The 17,913-nt window shown below is 74.6% G+C and carries 15 protein-coding genes; 10 read left to right on the top strand and 5 right to left on the bottom strand.

The window, feature by feature from the left end; all coding sequences use genetic code 11:
* Positions 1-26 precede the first annotated feature (26 nt).
* The 6 genes from EKG83_RS02055 to EKG83_RS02030 all read left to right on the top strand — a co-directional run bounded on the left by EKG83_RS02055 (position 27) and on the right by EKG83_RS02030 (position 6,748).
* Entirely contained in the window at positions 27-1,355 is a 1,329-nt protein-coding gene (locus EKG83_RS02055) for an extracellular solute-binding protein (protein WP_033432266.1), read from the top strand.
* Positions 1,352-2,326, top strand: coding sequence for a carbohydrate ABC transporter permease (locus tag EKG83_RS02050; protein WP_033432267.1), 975 nt, complete (start codon positions 1,352-1,354; stop codon positions 2,324-2,326). Before EKG83_RS02055 ends, EKG83_RS02050 begins: the two co-directional genes overlap by 4 nt.
* Positions 2,323-3,150 carry a carbohydrate ABC transporter permease gene (locus EKG83_RS02045; RefSeq protein WP_033432268.1) on the top strand — a complete coding sequence of 276 codons (828 nt, stop codon included), beginning with the start codon at positions 2,323-2,325 and terminating at the stop codon, positions 3,148-3,150. The genes EKG83_RS02050 and EKG83_RS02045 overlap by 4 nt, the downstream gene beginning before the upstream one ends.
* Positions 3,147-4,418, top strand: coding sequence for a 6-phospho-beta-glucosidase (locus tag EKG83_RS02040; protein ID WP_033432269.1), 1,272 nt, complete (start codon positions 3,147-3,149; stop codon positions 4,416-4,418). Before EKG83_RS02045 ends, EKG83_RS02040 begins: the two co-directional genes overlap by 4 nt.
* The gene (locus EKG83_RS02035) at positions 4,415-5,413 is read left to right on the top strand and encodes an N-acetylglucosamine kinase (protein WP_033432270.1); all 999 of its coding nucleotides are present in this window, start codon (positions 4,415-4,417) and stop codon (positions 5,411-5,413) included. The genes EKG83_RS02040 and EKG83_RS02035 overlap by 4 nt, the downstream gene beginning before the upstream one ends.
* 567 nt (positions 5,414-5,980) lie before the next feature.
* Positions 5,981-6,748: an SGNH/GDSL hydrolase family protein gene (locus tag EKG83_RS02030; protein ID WP_033432271.1), complete on the top strand. Its 768-nt coding sequence runs from the start codon at positions 5,981-5,983 to the stop codon at positions 6,746-6,748.
* 180 nt (positions 6,749-6,928) lie between these two features.
* Here EKG83_RS02030 and EKG83_RS02025 read toward each other — a convergent pair whose 3' ends face one another.
* Entirely contained in the window at positions 6,929-9,727 is a 2,799-nt protein-coding gene (locus tag EKG83_RS02025) for an AfsR/SARP family transcriptional regulator (protein WP_033432272.1), read from the bottom strand.
* A 255-nt stretch (positions 9,728-9,982) separates the two neighbouring features.
* Between EKG83_RS02025 and EKG83_RS02020 the strand changes: the two genes are divergently transcribed.
* Together EKG83_RS02020 and EKG83_RS02015 are read left to right on the top strand one after the other, a co-directional pair.
* Positions 9,983-11,023: an ADP-ribosylglycohydrolase family protein gene (locus EKG83_RS02020; protein WP_033432273.1), complete on the top strand. Its 1,041-nt coding sequence runs from the start codon at positions 9,983-9,985 to the stop codon at positions 11,021-11,023.
* 213 nt (positions 11,024-11,236) lie between these two features.
* On the top strand, positions 11,237-11,842 hold the full coding sequence (locus EKG83_RS02015; RefSeq protein WP_033432274.1) for a TetR/AcrR family transcriptional regulator C-terminal domain-containing protein: 606 nt from the start codon (positions 11,237-11,239) through the stop codon (positions 11,840-11,842).
* A 180-nt stretch (positions 11,843-12,022) separates the two neighbouring features.
* Here EKG83_RS02015 and EKG83_RS02010 read toward each other — a convergent pair whose 3' ends face one another.
* From EKG83_RS02010 to EKG83_RS02000, 3 genes are read right to left on the bottom strand one after another with little or no spacing between them, the layout of a single operon-like run.
* Positions 12,023-12,727, bottom strand: coding sequence for an FAD:protein FMN transferase (locus tag EKG83_RS02010; RefSeq protein WP_033432378.1), 705 nt, complete (start codon positions 12,725-12,727; stop codon positions 12,023-12,025).
* Between the two features lie 5 nt (positions 12,728-12,732).
* Positions 12,733-13,089, bottom strand: coding sequence for an FMN-binding protein (locus EKG83_RS02005; protein WP_033432309.1), 357 nt, complete (start codon positions 13,087-13,089; stop codon positions 12,733-12,735).
* A 10-nt stretch (positions 13,090-13,099) separates the two neighbouring features.
* Positions 13,100-14,431, bottom strand: a complete 1,332-nt coding sequence (locus EKG83_RS02000) for a ferredoxin reductase family protein (protein WP_033432310.1) — start codon at positions 14,429-14,431, stop codon at positions 13,100-13,102.
* Between the two features lie 178 nt (positions 14,432-14,609).
* On the opposite strand from EKG83_RS02000, the gene EKG83_RS01995 reads away from it, so the two are divergent.
* Both EKG83_RS01995 and EKG83_RS01990 read left to right on the top strand, forming a co-directional pair.
* Positions 14,610-15,308, top strand: a complete 699-nt coding sequence (locus tag EKG83_RS01995) for a response regulator transcription factor (protein ID WP_033432311.1) — start codon at positions 14,610-14,612, stop codon at positions 15,306-15,308.
* Positions 15,305-16,717 carry a sensor histidine kinase gene (locus EKG83_RS01990; RefSeq protein WP_033432312.1) on the top strand — a complete coding sequence of 471 codons (1,413 nt, stop codon included), beginning with the start codon at positions 15,305-15,307 and terminating at the stop codon, positions 16,715-16,717. Before EKG83_RS01995 ends, EKG83_RS01990 begins: the two co-directional genes overlap by 4 nt.
* A 102-nt stretch (positions 16,718-16,819) precedes the next feature.
* Here the strand turns inward: EKG83_RS01990 and mgrA are convergent, their stop codons facing one another.
* Positions 16,820-17,851 (bottom strand): L-glyceraldehyde 3-phosphate reductase, encoded by a 1,032-nt coding sequence (mgrA, locus tag EKG83_RS01985; protein ID WP_033432313.1) that lies wholly within the window; start codon positions 17,849-17,851, stop codon positions 16,820-16,822.
* Between the last annotated feature and the right edge of the window lie 62 nt (positions 17,852-17,913).

Below are 17,913 nucleotides of genomic sequence, written 5' to 3'. Positions count from 1 at the left end.
CGTCCCCTGCTGACGAAGGAGAGCACATGCGCAAGCTCCACCGCGCGGCGTCGCTGTGCGTGGCCGCGGCGGTAACCCTGACCGCCTGCGCCGCGGGCTCCGGCCGGGACGCCGGGCCGTCCGGTCCGGCGGCGGCGCCCGGCGCCGACGAGAGCTTCACCCTGACCGTCTGGAGCAACTACTCCGGCCGCGAGCTGGCCGAGGTCACCAAGGCCCTGGAGAGCTTCAAGGCCAAGTACCCCAAGGCCGAGATCAGGCACGAGGGCAGCCAGGACGACGACAAGATCACCGCGGGCATCCGCGGCGGCAACCCGCCGGACGTGGCCATGTCCTTCACCACCGACAACATCGGCCAGTTCTGCTCGTCCGGCTCCTTCCAGGAGCTCAAGCCCTACATCGAGCGCGACCGCGTCGACCTGGGCCAGATCACCGAGGCCGTCCGCTCCTACAGCGAGTACAAGGGCAACCGGTGCGCGATGCCGCTGCTCAGCGACGTCTACGGGCTGTACTACAACAAGGCCCTGCTCGCCGAGGCGGGCATCACCGCGCCGCCGAGGACGACCGCCGAGCTGCTCGACTTCGCCAAGCGCACCACCAAGCGGGCGCCCGACGGGTCGATCGAGGTCGCGGGCTTCCTGCCCACCATGATGTTCTACGCCAACCGGCCGCCCATCTGGGCGCCGCACTTCGGCGCGGAGTGGACCGGGCCGGACGGCAAGTCCTCCCTGGCCACGCCCGCGTGGGCGGAGATGCTGGAGTTCCAGAAGCAGCTCGTCGACTTCTACGGCTACGACGACCTGGAGCGGTTCCGCGCCGGGCTCGGCCAGGAGTTCTCCACCGACCACGCGTTCCACCGGGGCCGGATCGCCATGATGATCGACGGCGAGTACCGCACCGCGTTCCTGGCCGACCAGGCGCCGGAGGTGGACTTCGGCACCGCGCCGTTCCCGACCAGCAGGCCCGAGCTGTACGGCACCGCGTTCACCGCGGGCTCGATCATGGGCATCCCCAAGGGCGCGAAGAACCCCGGCGCCGCCTGGGAGCTGATCAAGCACCTGTCCTTCGACACCGGCACCATCGTCGACCTGGCCAACGCCATCAAGAACGTCCCGAGCACCAGGGCCGCGCTGGCCGACCCGCGGCTGGAGGTCGACGAGAACTTCCGGACGTTCGTCGAGCTGGCCCGCTCGGACAAGCTGCGCGGCAACCCGGTGACCCCGATCGGCGACGCGCACATCAAGGCCGTCGGCGACTTCGCCACCTCGTGGCAGGCCGGGAAGGTCGACGACCTGACCGCGGGCCTGCGCGAGGTCGACCGGCGCATCGACGAGCAGATCGCGAAGAGCGGCAAGTGACGGCCACGCTCGACCGCGCGCGGGCCGCGCGGACCTCCCCGCCACCGGGGAGGTCCCGCACCCGGCGCCGGCTGACCGCGCTGGCGTTCACCGCGCCCGCCGCGCTCGGCTTCACCCTGTTCTTCGCCTACCCGCTGGTGGCCACGGTCGGGTTCTCGTTCACCAGGTACGACCTGATCAACCCGCCCGAGTGGGCCGGCCTGGCGAACTACGCCTACATGCTCGGCGACGACCTGTTCTGGACCTCGGTGCGCAACACGCTGTGGTTCGTGGTCGTGCTGACGTCCGCGCGCGTGGCGTTCGCCCTCGGCGTCGCCTCGGTGATCGCCCGGCTGCGCTCGGGCGTCGGCCTGGTGCGCACCCTGTGCTACCTGCCCTCGCTCACCCCGCCGGTGGCCGCGACCCTGGTGTTCTTCCTGCTCATGCGGCCGAACGAGGGCCCGGTGGACGCCTTCCTGGGCTGGTTCGGCGTCGAGGGGCCGCTGTGGTTCGCCGACCCGGCGTGGGCCAAGCCCGGCATCGCCGCGGTGGTGCTGTGGGTGTCCGGCGACCTGATGATCATCATCCTGGCGGCGATCCTGGACGTCCCGCGCGAGCAGCACGAGGCGGCCGAGCTGGACGGCGCGGGCGCCCTGCGGCGGTGGTGGCACGTCACGCTGCCGTCCATCTCGCCGGTGCTGCTGTTCGGCGTGGTGAACTCGATCGTGCTGGCCCTCCAGCTGTTCACCCAGGCCGTGGTGGCCGGCTCGGCCGCCAGCGGCGCGGCCGACGTCACCGGCAGCACCAAGAACATCGGCTTCCCGGAGAACTCGACCCTGACGTTCCCGGTGTGGCTCTACACGCAGGGCTTCCGCTACTTCGACATGGGTTACGCGTCGGCGATGGCGACCGTGCTGTTCGTCGCCTCCTTCGCCGCCACGGCGCTGCTCGTGCGGCGGCTGCGCAGGGCCACCCCCCAGGAGGAAGGATGACCACCCGCCGCACCCTGGACTGGATCGCGGTCCACAGCGCCGGCCTGGCGCTGGGCCTGATGTTCGCGCTGCCGGTGGTGTTCGTGCTGCTCACCGCGGTCATGTCGGACTCGCAGGCGTTCACCGCGGACCTGTGGCCGCGCGAGTGGCACTGGGGCAACTTCCTGGAGGTCTTCGAGGCCGCGCCCCTGCTGCGCTACCTGGGCAACAGCCTGCTGTACTCGCTGCTGGCCACCGCGGGCATGCTGCTGTCGTCCGTGCCGGCCGCCTACGCCCTGGCGAAGCTGCGCTGGCGGGGCCGCCAGGCGGCGTTCCTGCTGGTGGTCGGCGCCATGCTGCTGCCGCCGCAGGTGGTGGCCGTGCCGCTGTACGACGCCTGGTCGAGCCTGGGCCTGACCGGCACCCTGTGGCCGCTGGTCGTGCCCTACTTCCTGTTCGACGCCTTCTCGGTGTTCCTGCTGCGCCAGTTCATGCTGACCATCCCCCAGTCCTACGTGGACGCGGCCAGGGTGGACGGCTGCACGGAGTTCCAGGCCCTGCTGAGGGTCGTGGTGCCGATGGCGCGCCCCGGCATCGCGGCGACCGCCCTGTTCTGCTTCCTCTACACGTGGAACGACTACTTCGGACCGCTGCTCTACACCAGCGAGGTCCCGGAGCAGTGGACGCTGTCGCTGGCGCTGTCGTCGTTCAAGAGCCTGCACCAGGTCCAGTGGAACCTGGCCATGGCCGTCACCCTGCTGGTCATGCTCCCGGCGATCGTGCTGTTCGCGTTCGCGCAGCGCTCGTTCGTCCGGGGCGTCACGTTCACTGGAGTCAAGGGGTGAAGCTCACCGTGGTCGGGGGCGGGTCCACGTACACGCCCGAGTTGGTCGACGGCATCGCCGGGCGGCGCACCAGCCTCGCCGTCGACGAGATAGCCCTGGTCGACCCGGACGCCGAGCGCCTGGCGGTGGTGGGCGCGTTCGCCCGGCGGCTGCTGGCGCACGCCGGCCACCCCGCGAGGGTCACCACGACCACCGACCTGGAGCGCGGCGCGGACGGCGCCTCGGCCGTGCTGCTCCAGCTGCGGGTCGGCGGCCAGGCGGCCCGGGCGTCCGACGAGACGTTCCCGCTGCGCTGCGACTGCGTGGGGCAGGAGACGACCGGCGCGGGCGGCCTGGCCAAGGCGCTGCGCACCGTGCCGGTGGTGCTCGACATCGCCGACCGGGTCCGGCGGGTCGCGGGCGAGGGCACCTGGATCGTCAACTTCACCAACCCGGTCGGCATCGTCACCCGCGCCCTGCTCCAGGCGGGCCACCGGGCCGTGGGGCTGTGCAACGTGGCCATCACGTTCCAGCGCTGGACCGCCGCGCTGCTGGGCGCGGCCCCGGACGAGGTGGTCCTGGAACACGTGGGCCTCAACCACCTGACCTGGGAGACCGGGGTCCGGGTGGCGGGCGTCGACCGGCTGCCGGACCTGCTGGCCCACCACGCGGAGGCGCTGGCCGGGCACATCGGCCTGCCGGCGGCGCTGATGCGCCGCCTGGGCGCCGTGCCGTCCTACTACCTCAAGTACTTCTACGAGCACGACGAGGTGGTGCGGAAGCAGCAGGTCGAACCGCCCCGGGCCGAGGTGGTGGCGGCCGTGGAGAAGGAGCTGCTGGACCTCTACCGCGACCCCGCCGTGGTCACCAAGCCCGAGCAGCTCGGCAAGCGCGGCGGCGCGTACTACTCGGAGGCGGCCGTGCAGCTGGTGCACGCCCTGACCAGCGGGCAGCCCCCGACGCGCCACGTGGTCAACGTCCGCAACGACGGCGCGCTCCCGTTCCTGCCGGACGACGCGGTGGTCGAGGTGCCCGCCGAGGTCGACACCACCGGCGCCCACCCGCTGCCGGTGCCGCCGGTGCCGCCGTCGATGTCCGGGCTGATCGCGCACGTGACCGCCTACGAGCACCTGGCCCTGACCGCGGCGCTGCGCGGTGGCCGGGACCGGGTGGCGGACGCCCTGCTGGCGCACCCGCTGGTCGGGCAGCACGCGTTGGCCGACCGGCTGGCCGACGACCTCGTCGCGGCCAACGCCGCCCACCTGCCCCGGGCGGGGGGCCGCGGGTGACCCGGCGGGTGCTGGCCGTGGACGGGGGGAACAGCAAGACCGCGATGGCCCTGGTCGACCTGGACGGGCGGGTACTGGCCCGGGTCCTGGGCCCGGGCGCGTCACCGCAGAACGTGGGCCTGGCGCGCAGCCTGGAGGTCTTCGAGGACCTGGCCCGCCGGGCGGCCCGCCAGGCCGGCCTGCCCGCGGGCGAGCCGATCGCCGCCCACACCGCCGCCTACCTGGCGGGCGCCGACCTCCCGAAGGAGGAGGACGACCTGCGCGCGGCCATCGAGGCGCGCGGCTGGTCGACCACGACCGTGGTCGGCAACGACACGTTCGCCCTGCTGCGGGCGGGCACCGCGGACGGCATCGGCGTGGCCGTGGTGTGCGGCGCGGGCATCAACTGCGTGGCCGTGGCCCCGGACGGGCGGGTGCACCGGTTCCCGGCCCTGGGCCGGATCTCCGGCGACTGGGGCGGCGGCGCGCACATCGGGTCCGAGGCCCTGTGGCTGGCCGTGCGGGCCGAGGACGGCCGGGGCGAGCCGACCGCGCTGCTGGACGCGGTGACCGCGCACTACGGGACGGCGACGCTGGCCGAGGCGGTGGAGCGGCTGCACCTCGGCGAGGTCGACTTCGACCCGAACGCCCTGTGCCCGCTGCTGTTCGAGGTGGCGGCGGCCGGCGACCCGGTGGCCCGGGCGGTGGTGGACCGGCTGGTGGAGGAGGTCGTGCTGCTGGCCCGCGTGTCGCTGTCCCGCCTGGCGCTGCTGGCCGAACCGGTGGACGTGGTGCTGGGCGGCGGCGTGCTGACCGGCACCGGTGACGTGGTGGTCGACGCGGTCCGGGCGCGACTGGTCGCGGGGGCGCCCGCCGCGCGGGTGCGCGTGGTGGACGTGCCGCCGGTGGTCGGGGCGGCCCTGCTGGGCCTGGACGCGCTGGGCGCGGCCCCGGCGGCCGAGCAGCGGCTGCGCGCCGCCTACCGGGAGCCCGCCGCCCTGGCCGCGGGCGGCTGAGACGTCGGGGCGGGGGAGGCTCCCGGCGGCAGCCCTCCCCCGCCCCGGCCCACCCCTCCCCCCTCTCGGTCCCCTTCCCAGCCGACCCCTTCCCGCTCCTCCCTCTTCCAGGCCCAGCCCGGCCCCTCGCACCCCAGCCCAGCCCCAGCCCAGCCCCAGCCCAGCCTCAGCCCCGGCCCGCCTGGCCCCTCGCTCCCAGCCGCAGCCCAGCCCTGCCCGGCCCCTCGCACCCCAGCCCAGCCCCGGCCCAGCCCCGCCGCAGCCCAGCGCCGCGCCGCGCCGCCCCGCCCCTCTCACCGGCCCCACCCGAATGTCGAACTCGGGGGTCCCGGAGGTTCGACACGGGGGTTCTGGAGGTTCGACTCGCGGGATTTGTCGGGGTTGGGATGAGCGATGTGCACCACATCTCCGGGTCCCGAACGCGGTGAATCACCCATTGCCGACACGGGTTCACACCAGCGGGTGACACATCGGTAACAGCGTCGCGAACCGGCGGTGGCGCAGGCGCCCGATGGCGTTGCATGCTGACTGGCGCGGTCACGGGGGTGCCGCGCGTAGGGAGGGACCATGGAACGCCTGGACAGCTTCGTCGCACTGGGGGACAGCTTCACCGAGGGCCTGGACGACCCGGCGCCGACCGGCGGCTACGTGGGCTGGGCGGACCGGCTGGCCGCGATGCTGTCCCTGAAGCACCCGAGCCTGCGCTACGCCAACCTGGCCATCCGGGGCAAGATGCTCCAGGAGATCGTCGACGAGCAGATCCCGCTGGCCGTCTCGCTCAAGCCCAGGCTGGTCACCTTCTGCGGCGGCGGCAACGACATCCTGGTGCCCGGCAGCGACCCGGACGCGGTGGCCGAGGTGTACGAGATCGCCGTGGCCGACCTGCGCGCCGCGGGCTGCGAGGTCCTGATCTTCACCGGCTTCGACCCCAAGCACACCCCGCTCCTGCGCTCCCTGCGCGGCAAGGTGGCCGTCTACAACAGCCACCTGTGGTCGGTGGCCGAGCGCTACCACTGCCGGGTCGTGGACCTCTGGTCGATGACCGTCCTGCACGACCGGCGGGCCTGGTCGGAGGACCGCCTGCACCTCTCGCCGGAGGGACACCGCCGGGTGGCGCTGCGCGCCGCGGAGGTCCTGGGCCACTCCCCGGACGAGGAGTGGAACACCCCCTGGCCGCCGCCGGTGGACGAGGACTGGATGACCCAGCGCCGCCACGACCTGAAGTGGGCCCGCGAGCACGTGGTGCCGTGGATCGCCCGCCAGCTGCGGGGCGAGTCGATGGGCGACGGGCTGGCGCCGAAGCGCCCGGAACTGCTCCCGCTGTCCTCGGACTGAACAACCGCGACGAGTCGGGTCCCGGTCGGCCGGCGCTCTCCCCCGAACGCCGGCCGACCGGGCCGGGTGGCTTTCCCCCCTGGATTCCCCCCTCCAAGAGCCACCCGCGCGCCGACCCCACTGGCTTGATCAGCGCCCGTCAAAGTTCCCACGACCCCGGGCCCCGCAGCTAAACGGCGGCTAAATCCCGGTGGTCAACGCTTCAAGGGCCGTTCGGACCAACGTCGCCCGCGGCGACCCCAGGCGTACGAACAGCCGAAGCGATTCCGCGAGCTCCGCTTGCGCCGCCACCCGCTCGCCCCGGGCGGCCAGCACCTGACCCAGCACCTGCCGCCCGAACGCCTCCTCGAACTGCATCGACCCGCCGCGGGCCAGCTCGACGCCCTGCCGGGCGTGCTCCTCGGCCTCGGGCAGCAGCCCCAGCTCGGCGTACAGCTCGGCGAGGTTGTTCACCGCCACCGCGTAGGCCCGCTCGTCACCGACCCGGTGGTACAGCTCCACCGCCCGGAACTGGTGCTGCGCCGCCTTCTCCCGCTGCCCCAGCAGCTGCTCGGTCTGGGCCAGGTTGTTGAGCACGGTCGCCTCGCCGATCGGGTCGACGTCGCGCCTGGCGATCTCGACGGCCTCCCGGTGCCGCACCAGCGCCTCCTCCAGCCGCCCCTCCGCGACCAGCGCCAGCGCCAGCTTGTCCAGCGTCATCACCACGTAGCGCGCCTCGCCCAGCTCCAGCGCGATCGCGTGGGCCAGCTCGGCCCGCTCCAGCGTGCCCCGCAGCGACCCGGTGCGGTTGTCGATGTCCTGCATGGCGTGCAGCACCAGCACCTCGCCGAACCGGTCGCCGACCACCCGGGCCGAGGCCAGCCCGATCTCGGCGACCGCCTGCCACTCCCGCCGCACCAGCCGCGTCACGCAGTAGGTGTGCACCAGCCGCACGAGCTGCCAGACCCGCCGGTGCAGCCCCGCCTCGGCCGCCGCGTGCACCACCGCGATGATGTTCGGCCACTCCTTGTCGAACCAGGACAGCGCCTGCGCCGACGTGGCGGGCCGGGGCGCGGCCGGGTTCCCGGAGAAGTCCAGGCCGTCGGCCACCGGCCGGACGAGCCGCCGCGCGTGGTCGCACGCGACCAGGTAGTGGTCGACCAGCCGGCGCAGCGCCCGGTCGGCCTCCTCCGCCTCCAGCACCTCGCGCGCGTAGAGCCGCACGAGGTCGTGCAGCACGAACCCGCCCCGCCACTGCTCGACCAGCAGGTGCGCGTCGGCCAGGTCCGCCAGCCGCCCGGCGGCGGTGCCCAGGTCCGTGCCGCACACCGCGGCCACGGCGTGCGGGCTCACCCACCGGCCGGGCACCACGCCGGCGGCGCGGAAGGTCTCCGCCAGCTCCGGCGGCAGGTTCCGGTACGACACGGCCAGCGCCCGCGCCACCCCCACGCCGGTGTCGGCCAGGTCCAGCGCGCGCAGCCGCGCGTCGTCGTCGGCGAGCTGCGCCACCAGCGCCTCCACCGTCCACTCCGGACTGATCACCAGCTTGGCCGCGGCGATCCGCAGCGCCAGCGGCAGGTTCCCGCACAGCTCGGCCAGCATCCGCGCGGCCACCGGCTCCTGCTCCGACAGCGGCTTGCCGACCACCTCGTCGAGCAGCCGCACCGACTCCTCGTCGGACAGCGCGTCCAGCGTCAGCATCCGCGCGCCGTTGCTGACCACCAGCGACTCCATCCGCTTGCGGCTGGTCACCAGCACCACCGACCCGGCGCCCGGCGGCAGGAGCTGCCGCACGTGCTCGGGGTCCCACGCGTCGTCGAGCACGACCAGCACCCGCCGCCCGGCCAGCACCGACCGGTACAGCCCCACCCGGTCGTCCAGGTCGCGCGGCACGCCGTCCGCGGGCACGCCCAGCGCCAGCAGGAACCGGGCCAGCACCTCCGCGGGCGCCACCGGGTCGCGGTCGGGCGCGAACCCGTGCAGCGGGGCGAACAGCAGCCCGTCGGGGAACTGCCCGGCGCGCCGGTGCCCCCAGGTGACGGCCAGCTCGCTCTTGCCGATCCCCGGCGCGCCGTTGACCACCGCGATCGTCGTCGTGGTCAGGTCGCGCGCGTCGCACAGCCGGTCCAGCCAGGCCAGCTCCTCCTCGCGGCCGGTGAACCCGCTGGCCGCCGCCGGGAGCTGCGCGGGCACCACCACGCCCGGCCGCGGCGGCACGGTGACCACCTCGGGCGGTCCGGGCGAGTCCAGCGCCGGGTCGTCGCGCAGCACCTGCTCGTGCAGCACCCGCAGCCCCGGCCCGGGGTCGATGCCCAGCTCGTCGACCACGCGGCGGTGGAACCGCTGGTAGGCGTCCAGCGCGTCGGCCCGCTGCCCCGACCGGTACAGCGCCCGCATCATGTGCCCGACCAGGCGCTCCCGGAACGGGTGCTCGTTGACGAGCTGCCGCAGCTCGCCCACCAGCTCCAGGTGCCGCCCCAGCTCCAGCTCGGCCTCGATGCGCTCCTCCAGCGCGGCCAGCCGCAGCTCCTCCAGGTCCGTGGTGACCGGCTCGCCGGGCACGTCCGCCAGCACCGGCCCCCGCCACAGCCCCAGCGACTCGCGCAGCAGCTGGGCCCGGATCGGCGCCGGCTTGCCCCGCGCGGACGACACGAGCTGCCGGGCCCGGTGGAAGTCCAGCCGCCACGGGTCGACCGACAGCCGGTAGCCCGGCGGCGTGGTCAGGATGCGCGCCGAACCCGCCGGGTCGGCCTCCTCCAGCATCCGGCGCAGCCGCGACACGTAGCCGTGCACGATGGTCCGGGCGGTGGCGGGCGGGTCCTCGTCCCACAGGCTGTCCACGATCTCGTCGATCGGGACGACCCGGTTGGCCTCCAGCACCAGCATGGCGAGCAGACCGCGCATCCCCTTGCGACCGATCACGAGCGGCCGGCCGTCGGCCAGGACCTGCAACGGCCCCAGGACGCCGAACTCCAGCCCTGTCCTGATCCGGTCGGTCATGCCCTTCCCCCGCCTCCGCGCTCCGTTGCCCCGGCTTGCACGTGCCCGTCGGTGCGAGTGCCCGAACGACGCCGCGACCCCCCTCGGTGACTGGCCGCAGTCACTGGATCAGGTACGAGTAACGGCTTGTTGGATACCTGCGAGTAGATGTTGTTTGCTCAACAAGTCGCGCCGGGGGGACCGGCCGCCGGCGCGACGGCTAGGGTTTTGGCCCCGACAGTCCCGGTCCGGTCCCGGGCGAGTGCAGGAGGGCGAGTGCCGCGCGAGCCGATGAACGTGGTCGACCGTGGCGCCGCGTGCCTGCTGGGCGGTGCGCTCGGCGACGCGCTGGGTGCGCCCGTCCAGTACCTGGGCTGGGCCGACATCCAGCGCGACCACGGCCCCGAGGGCGTGCTGGAGCCGCCGCGCCCGGCCCTGGTGACGGACGACACGCAGCTGACGCTGTTCACCGCCGACGGCTACCTGCGGGCGTGGGTGCGCGGCCGCAACACCGGCGAGTGGGACCCGGTGGGGGTGGTCTGGGACAGCTACCGGCGGTGGCTGGTGACCCAGCAGGTCGCCGCGCCGGACCCCGGCGCGACCGGCCTGGTCGCCGACGAGCGGCTGTACTCCAGCCGGTCGCCGGGCCTGACCTGCCTGCGCGCGCTGGCCGCGGACGCGCCGCCGACGCCGGAGGAGCCGCACAACGAGTCGTCCGGCTGCAACGGCGTGACGCGCACCGCGCCCGCCGGGTTCGCGCCGAGCGCGGAGATCGCCTACGACCTGGGCTGCCGGTTCGCCGCGCTGACCCACGGCGGCACCGGCGGCTGGGTGTCCGGCGGGGCGTTCGCGCTGCTGATCCACCTGCTGGCGGTGCGCGGGCGGCCGTTCCGGGAGGCCGTGGACCAGGTCATCGGGCGGGTGCTGCGCAGCGACCCCTACACCGCGAACACGCTCAACCGGGCCGTGGTGTTCGCCGAGGAGCACCGGGAGATGGGCTTCGACTCGGTGCGGGTCGACCGGCTGGGCAGCGGGTGGACCGGGCCGGAGGCGCTGGCGATCGCCGTGCACACGGTGCTGGTGTACCCGAAGCGGTCGCAGTTCGTGGACGCGCTGCGGGCGGCCGCGAACCACTCCGGCGGCAGCGACGCCACGGCCGCGCTGACCGGCAACATCCTGGGCGCGGTGCACGGCACCGCGGCGCTGCCGCGGGACTGGCTGGCCAACCTGGAACTGGTGGACCTGCTCACCCAGCTCGGCTCGGACCTGGGCCGCTCGGTGGTGGGCCTGGACTTCGACCACCACCGGTACGCGTGAGGTTTCGTGTGCCGGCCTCGGCGCGCACGTTCCCGAATCCGTGCGACCGAGGCCGGCCCTCCACGTGGTCGGCGGCGGGGCACGCCCCGAGCGCGAACCCGGCTGACCTCCCGTGGAGCGGGAAAACCCGTGGCGGCACCGTAGCAGAACGCGCGCGAGCGCTCACCGGCGGCCCTCCTCCCGCGGCGGGCGCCGGTCGGGCAGCATCGTGACGTGGCGTTGGGCAGGGAGGCGATCGTGCGCGCGGCGCTCGATCTGTTGGACGAGGCGGGCCTCGACGGGCTGACGCTGCGCCGCCTGGCGGACCGGCTCGACGTGCGGGCGCCCGCGCTCTACTGGCACGTGCGGAACAAGGCCGAGCTGCTGGAGGCGGTGGCGGCGCGGGTCTTCGCCGACGCCCTGGCGGACCTGGAGGCGCCGCGGCGGGGCGAGCCCTGGCCGGACTGGCTGGCCGACACGGCCCACCGCCTGCGCCGCGCGGCGCTGTCCCACCGCGACGGCGCGCGCGTGCTGGCGGGCGCCTACCTGGCCCACGCGCTCGGCCGCCCGACCGAACTGGCGCTGCGGGTTTTGTGCGACGCGGGCTTCTCCCCCCGCGAGGCGGCCCGCGGCCTCACCGCGGTCTACGCGTACGTGCAGGGGTTCACGCTGGAGGAGCAGGCGACCGCGGCGATCCGCCAGGTGGACGCGGAGCGCTACCCGCTGACCGCCGCCGCGCGGGCCGACCTGTCCGACCACGACACCCACTTCGACCACGGCCTGCGGCTGCTGCTGTCGGGACTGCGCCTGTCACGGCTGGGGCGAACCGGGCCGGGGTGAGCCGGGGTGAACCGCGCCTGGCCGCACCGGGCAGGGCTGCGCTGAGTCCGCCGGGCCGGGTTGGGCGGGCCGGGTTGGGCGGGCCGGGTTGGGCGGGCTGGGTTGGGCGGGCTGGGTTGGGCGGGCTGGGTTGGGCGGGCTGAGCGGGGCGGGGCCGAGTCGAGGTGGGCCGGGCCAGGCTCAGGCCGCCAGCGGCAGCCCGGGGGTGCGGTGCACGCGCCCCTCCGCGTCCACCGCGAACACCTCGCACCCCGGCCGCGCGGCGGCCCACCCGATCCCCTCCACCCCCAGCGCGAACGCCGCCGTCGCGGTGGCGTCCGCCTCGGTGAGGGTCGGCGCCACCACGGTCAGGCTCAGCAGGTCGGTGACCGGCTCCCCGGTGCGGGCGTCGACGACGTGGTCACCCCGCTCGTACCGCCCCGAGGTCGCCACGGCCCGGTCGGCGACCTCCAGCACCGCGCAGAGCCGGTCCGCCCGCCCCGGGTGCCGCACGCCCACCCGCCACGGGCCACCGACCGCCACCACGTCGCCGCCCGCGTTGACCACCAGCCTGGTGGCGCCCGCCGCGACCAGCAGGTCGGCCGCCCGCTGCACGGCCCAGCCCTTGACCACCGCGCACGGGTCCAGGCCGGGCCGCCGGGCGCTGAACGCGCCGCCGGTGGCCTCCTCGTAGTGCGCGCACAGCTCCAGCACGTGAGCCAGGTCCGCGGGCACCCGGTCCAGCTCGCCCCGGTCCAACCTGGACACCTCGCTGTCGGGCCGGAACGGGCTGAACCTGGCGTCCACCTCGCGCAGCCACGCGAAGGCCCGGTCCACCGCGGCCGGGTCGCCGTCGCGCTGGTCGACCGAGACCGGGAAGCCCATGACGTGCTCGACGCGCCGCACGCCGGTCACCCCTTCGCGTCGATCGCGGCCTGCAGGGACTCCGCGTACGCCTCGCTGGTGGCGGTCGCGCCGGAGACGGTGTCCACGTCGGCGCTCTGCGCGGTCAGCGTCTCCTCGACCAGCACGGGCACGGCCCGCTCGGTGGGCGCGCTGTCGGGCTGCCGCAGCATCCGCACCGACACGATCCGGTCACCCTCGAACGCCACGGCCACCTGCACGTCGCCGTAGCGAGTGGGAATCAGGGAACCCTCCACCTCCTGGTCACCGGCGGCGACGGTCGCGGTGTCGTGGTGCGGCTCGAAGCGCCACAGCGGCACCAGGCCCGCCACGGTCAGCAGCAGCACCGGAACGGCTCTCTTCACCGGGTCCCCCTCAACCGGTCAGGCCGAAGCGCTCGGCGTGCACCTGGTGCCCCGGCACGCCCAGCTCGCGCGCGCTGCGCAGCACCGCGGCGGTCATCCCGGGCGGCCCGCACACGAACACGTCCCGGTCCCGCGCGTCGGGCACCAGCGCGCCCAGGGCCCGCGGGCCCAGCGGCTCGGCGGCGGACGGCCCGGTCACCACGTGCAGCTCGGCCCCCCGCGCGTGCGCCAGCCCGCGCAGCTCGTCGAGCAGCACCGCGTCCCGCTCCCGGGTCACCCGGTAGACCAGCACGACGTGCCCGGTCAGCTCCTCCAGCAGCGCCCGGACCGGGGTGATGCCGGCGCCGCCGGCCACCAGCAGCGCGTTCGGCCTGGTCCGGTGCATCGCGGTGAACGCGCCGTAGGGTCCCTCGGCGAACACGCGCGTGCCCACCCGCAGCGACCTCAGCGAGGCGCTGCCGTCGCCGAGGGCCTTGGCGGTCAGCCGCAGCGACCGGCCGTCCGGGGCCGCGGACAGCGAGAACGGGTTGGCCTGCCACCACCGGTCCCGGGTCAGGAACCGCCACAGGAAGAACTGCCCCGCGCGGGCGGGCAGCCGGTCCAGGTCGCGCCCGGTGACGTGGACCGACACCACGTCGTCCGACTCGGGCACCACCGCCGCCACCCGCAGCCGGTGCCGGGCGTTGCGCCACAGCGGCAGCGCCACCCGGCCGACGAGCACCGCGCCCAGGGCGCACCCCCACAGCGCCCACCAGTAGGCGGTGGCGAGCGGCGACGCGGTGAACGTCGTGCCGACCGCCACCTGGTGCGCGAACGCCAGCACCACGGCCAGGTAGGTGTAGAGGTGGACGAAGTGCCAGGTCTCGTAGGCCAGCCGGCGCCGGGCGGCCCGCGCGGACGCGACGCCCACCCCGACGAGCAGCACCAGCGCCACCACCGCCCGCAGCACGCCCTCGACCGTGGTGGCCAGCGACACCAGCTCGTCCACCGGCGGCAGCGACGACTGGGCGGCGTAGCCGGACGTGGTGAACACCGCGTGCGCCACCAGCAGCCACAGCAGCGAAAAGCCGACCCACCGGTGCCACGAGGTGAGCCGGTCCATGCCCAGCCGCCGGTCCAGCCACGGCAGCCGGGCGACCAGCAGCAGCTGGAACGCCATCAGCAGCGCGCCGAGCAGGCCGGTGAGCCTGCCGAGCAGGACCAGCGCGTTGGCCGAGAACCCGGCGCGCGCGAACAGCACCAGCACCACGGCGGCGTTCCCGACCAGCACGGCGGCCAGGCCGGTCCGGGCCACCACCCGCGGGCGGGCGGCCGGCGGTGCGGGCGGTCGGGCGGTCGTCACCAAGACGGGTTCCTGGGCACGGCGGGCTCCTCGGGCTCTGCGAAGGGTGTCGCTCGGGGGTCGGTCCGCCACCGAGCCTGCGGGTCGAAGCTGAGCCCGGCCTGTTGCCCACCTGTCGACTCCCTGTCGACCCGACGGGCCCGCGACGGGCCGCCCACCGGTGCCGCACCATGGGCACGTGGACAAGGGCAACCCGGTTCGACTGCTCGTGGTGGACGACGAGCCGCACATCGCCGACCTGGTCGCGACGGTCGCGCGGTACGAGGGCTGGCAGGCCGTCACCGCGGGCAGCGGCGAGTCCGCGCTCAGGACCGCGTCCGAGTTCCACCCCGACATCGTGGTGCTCGACCTGATGCTGCCCGACCTGGACGGCTTCACCGTGCTCGACCGGCTGCGGTCGGCGGGCGCGATGGTGCCGGTGGTGTTCCTGACCGCCCGCGACGGCACCGCCGACCGGGTCGCGGGCCTGACCCGCGGCGGCGACGACTACCTGGTCAAGCCGTTCTCGGTGGAGGAGCTGATGGCGCGGCTGCGGGCCGTGCTGCGGCGGTCGACCGGGCCGAGCTGGAAGCGGTCGGTGCTCCGGGTCGCGGACCTGGTGATGGACGAGGACACCCGCGAGGTGCGGCGGGGCGGGCGGCTGGTCACGCTCACGCCGACCGAGTACGAGCTGCTGCGGTACCTGATGCGCCGGTCGCCGACCGTGCTGACCAAGGCGCAGATCCTCGACCACGTGTGGGAGTACGACTTCGGCGGCCGGTCCAACGTGGTGGAGCTGGTCGTGTCGCACCTGCGGCGCAAGCTCGACCTCGGCGGCGAGCCGCTGATCCACACCGTGCGCGGCGTCGGCTACGTGCTGCGGCGGGCGGCTGAGTGACGCGCCGGGTGCGGTGGCGGCGCCTGGGCCTGGGCACGCGCCTCGCCCTGGGCCTGGGCGTGCTGGCGCTGGCGGTGTTCGCGGCGGTCGGCACGGTGATGGTCCAGAGCATGAAGTCGTACCTGGACGACCGGTTCGACGACCAGATGGCCGCCCGGCAGTCCTCGCTGGAGAAGGAGTACGAGCGCAACAACGGCCTCAAGAGCTCCGGCTACGGCTGGTACTCGGTGGTGTTCGAGGTGCGCGACGGCCAGGCGCGGCCCAAGGGCACCGCCGACCTGCCGGGCGACCTGTCCGAGTTCACCGAGGTGGCGCTGGAGGTCACCGAGAGCGGCACGGAGCACTACCGGACCGGGTACGTCGAGGGCGAGGGCACCTACCGGCTGCGCGGCTGCCCGATCGGCGACGGCGTGGTGCTGGTCAGCGCGGCGTCGATGAACGACGTCACCACCACGGTGCGCCAGCTCGTGCTCGTGGAGGTGGCCACGTTCCTGCTCGCGCTGGTGGCGTTCGTGGTGATCGGGCGGGCGGTGCTGCGGCGCGGGCTCCAGCCGCTGAGCGACATGGCGCGCACCGCGCACGACATCACCTCGCACGACCTGACCGACTCGGCGCGGCTGCCGGTGCGCGCGGAGGGCGACGACGGCGGCGTCGAGGTCGAGGAGCTGCGCACCGCGTTCAACACGATGCTGGAGCACATCGACACGTCCCTGGCCGCCCGCGCCGCCGCCGAGCAGCGGTTGCGGCGGTTCATCGCGGACGCCTCGCACGAGCTGCGCACCCCGCTGACCTCCATCCGGGGCTACGCGGACCTGTTCCGGTACGCGGCGGCCAACGCGCCGGGCGAGCGCGAGGCCCACCTGGAGAAGCTGCGCTCGGAGGCGGCGCGGATGAGCGTGCTGCTCGACGACCTGTTGCTGCTGGCCCGGCTCGACTCCGGCGAGGTGGAGGCACCGCTGCGGATCGCCGACGGCGACCTGGTGGCGCTGGCGCGCGAGGCGGCGGACGCGTTCCGCGCGGCCCGCCCGACGCACCCGCTGGAGGTGACCGCGCCCACCGGGCCGGTGCGGCTGGCGTTCGACCCGGTCCGGCTGCGGCAGGTGGTGGACAACCTGCTCACCAACGCCGCGGTGCACACGCCGCCCGGGACGGCGGTGTCGCTGGCGGTGGCCGCCGAGCCGCGGTGGGCGGTGCTGCGGGTCGGCGACTCGGGGCCCGGCATCCCGGCCGCCGACCAGGCCCGGGTCTTCGACCGGTTCTACCGGGTGGACGACTCGCGGACGCGCGACCGGGGCGGCAGCGGGCTGGGGCTGGCGGTGGTGCACTCGCTGGTGGTGGCGCACGGCGGGACCGTGGTGCTGGACAGCCGGCCGGGCTCGACCACGTTCGAGGTGCGGCTCCCGCGCTGACGGGCGTCCGGCGCGGGCCGGCGTCGTCCGGCGCTTCCCGCGCCGACCGGCACCGACCCGCGTCGTCCGGCACCGACCCGCACCGACCGGCGCGGGCCGGCGTCACCCCGCGTTGGAGGACTGCGCCCACAGGTCGATGCCGGACTCCACCGCGTGCTCGTCGATGCGCGCCAGCTCGTCGTCGGTGAGCGGCGGCCCGTCGAGCGCGGCGACGTTGTCCTCCAGCTGCGCCACGCTGCTCGCGCCGACCAGCACCGAGGTGACCCGCTCGTCGCGCAGCGCCCAGGTCAGGGCCAGCTGCGCCAGGGACTGCCCGCGCTCCGCCGCGATGGCGGCGAGGGCCCGCACGTGCGCCAGGTTCCGCTCGCTGAGCAGGTCGGGCGACAGGGACTTGCCCTGGGTGGCGCGGGAGCCCTCGGGGATGCCGTCCAGGTACTTGTCGGTGAGCATGCCCTGGGCGAGCGGGGAGAACGCGATGCAGCCCGTGCCCAGCCCGCCGAGGGCGTCGAGCAGCTCCCGCTCGACCCACCGGTTGAGCATCGAGTACGAGGGCTGGTGGATCAGCAGCGGCACGCCCGCCGAGCGCAGCAGCTCCGCCGCCTCGCGGGTCTTGGCGGCGGAGTACGAGGAGACGCCCACGTAGAGCGCCTTGCCCTGCCGCACGGCGCTGACCAGCGCGCCGACCGTCTCCTCCAGCGGCGTGTCCGGGTCGAACCGGTGCGAGTAGAAGATGTCGACGTAGTCCAGGCCCAGGCGCCCCAGCGACTGGTCGAGCGAGGCCAGCAGGTACTTGCGGGAGCCCCACTCGCCGTACGGGCCGGGCCACATGTCGTAGCCCGCCTTGGTGGAGATCACCAGCTCGTCGCGGTACGGGCGCAGGTCCCCGGCCAGCAGCCGGCCGAAGTTGGCCTCGGCGCTGCCGTAGGGCGGGCCGTAGTTGTTGGCCAGGTCGAAGTGGGTGATGCCCAGGTCGAAGGCGCGGCGGACGATCGCCCGACCCAGCTCGCGCGGCCGGTCGTCGCCGAAGTTGTGCCACAGGCCCAGCGACACGGCGGGCAGCCTGAGCCCGCTGCGCCCGCAGCGGCGGTAGGTCATCCGGTCGTCGTAGCGCGCTTCATCCGGTCGGTAGGACACATCCCCACCTTGGCACGCGCGGCCTCCGCTTGCCGGACAGGAATTCCACCCGAAGTTGCTCT

Origin of the sequence: Saccharothrix syringae, from assembly GCF_009498035.1 — a bacterium.
Taxonomy (GTDB): Bacteria; Actinomycetota; Actinomycetes; order Mycobacteriales; family Pseudonocardiaceae; genus Actinosynnema; species Actinosynnema syringae.
Note: the sequence above shows the minus strand (reverse complement) of the source record. Positions and strands in the feature narration are given on the sequence as shown.